The 1,333-nt window shown below is 45.7% G+C and carries 3 protein-coding genes; 2 read left to right on the top strand and 1 reads right to left on the bottom strand.

From position 1 onward, the window contains the following. Positions 1–322: sulfatase-like hydrolase/transferase (locus tag D5R40_RS33035; protein WP_205127855.1), on the top strand; the 322-nt coding region annotated here is incomplete at its 5' end. A gap of 136 nt (positions 323–458) precedes the next feature. After that, positions 459–998: an alkaline phosphatase family protein gene (locus tag D5R40_RS33030; protein ID WP_124155893.1), complete on the top strand. Its 540-nt coding sequence runs from the start codon at positions 459–461 to the stop codon at positions 996–998. 156 nt (positions 999–1,154) lie between these two features. Here the strand turns inward: D5R40_RS33030 and D5R40_RS33025 are convergent, their stop codons facing one another. Beyond that, a complete protein-coding gene (locus D5R40_RS33025; protein ID WP_339379564.1) occupies positions 1,155–1,319 on the bottom strand; it encodes a sensor histidine kinase in 165 nt (54 codons plus the stop codon). Between the last annotated feature and the right edge of the window lie 14 nt (positions 1,320–1,333).

The following is a 1,333-nucleotide window of genomic DNA, read 5'->3' as shown; positions in this document are numbered from 1 at the left end:
AAGAAGCACACTCATGACAGGATTACACAGTGGGCACACCCAAGTACGTGGAAACACCGGGGGCATCGCCCTTCCTGATAGTGCATTCACCATTGCCGAATTATTGCAGCAAGCCGGCTACGCTACCGGGGGATTTGGTAAATGGGGATTGGGTGATCAGGGAACAGAAGGGGTTCCGGAGAAACAAGGATTCGATGAATTCTTTGGCTACTATCATCAGATTCATGCCCACAATTATTACCCAGAGTATCTCTGGAGAAATAGTGAGAAAGTAAACTTGCCAGGAGAGGACGGCAGGCAAACTCCTACACCCAATATCTGATTTTTGATGAAATGAAAGCCTTTATTCAAGACAATAAAGACAGGGCCTTCTTTTGCTATGCCCCCTGGCCAGTACCTCATGGAAAGTATGTAATTCCGAGTACCGATCCTGCGGTGAGTTTATATGAAGAGAAAGATTGGACGGAAAAAGCGGAAAAAACTACGCCGCCATGACGAGTCTCTTGGATCGCCAGTTTGGCGAGTTGATGGCTTTATTAAAAGAACTCGAAATTGACGAAGAAACCTTGGTCATCTTTTGCTCAGATAATGGAGGAGGAATAGAATTTGCGGATGAAAAACCAATGGTGAATTGCGAGGTTTTAAAAGAGATTTATACGAAGGAGGCCTTCGAATCCCCTTCATCGCTCGCTGGCCCGAGAAAATCACTCCAGGACGCACCACCAATGAACAAATTTATTTCCCAGATATCCTTCCAAACTTTTGCAGAGGTGGCTGGACAAAAGAACAGTATTCCCAGAAATATCGATGGAATATCATTGTATAAGCTGCTAACCGATGCGAACCATGCCCTTCCCGATCGGATGCTGTATTGGGAATACCCGCATTATGATTGGGGCGCCAAGAACTATCCAGATAGCCAGTTTAAGCAGGCTTTACGCTATAAGAATTGGAAAATGATACGAAATGGGAAGGATAAGGAATGGGAAATTCTATGACCTTCGAGAAGATCCGTTGGAGAACAGATAACGTGAGGCTTATCACCCGGGGAAGATGGAAAAATTCCAAGAGTGGATCACCGAACATAGAAACGAAGCCCCCCCGCAGATCGAACCGGATCAGCAGGAGGGCCGTTCATTCAGATAAGGTCGAAATTAGTTTCTTGGCAAGGAGAAACAGAAGGTACTACCCTGACCGAGCTTTGACTCTACCCAGATTTCACCACCATGTCGTTCCACGATCTTTTTGCAGGTGGCTAATCCGATACCGGTACCCTCATATTCATCCATCTTGTGTAGGCGACTAAACATCCGGAAGATCTTTTCCTTGTATT

The organism is Okeania hirsuta (assembly GCF_003838195.1).
Classification (GTDB): Bacteria; Cyanobacteriota; Cyanobacteriia; order Cyanobacteriales; family Microcoleaceae; genus Okeania; species Okeania hirsuta.
Note: the sequence above shows the minus strand (reverse complement) of the source record. Positions and strands in the feature narration are given on the sequence as shown.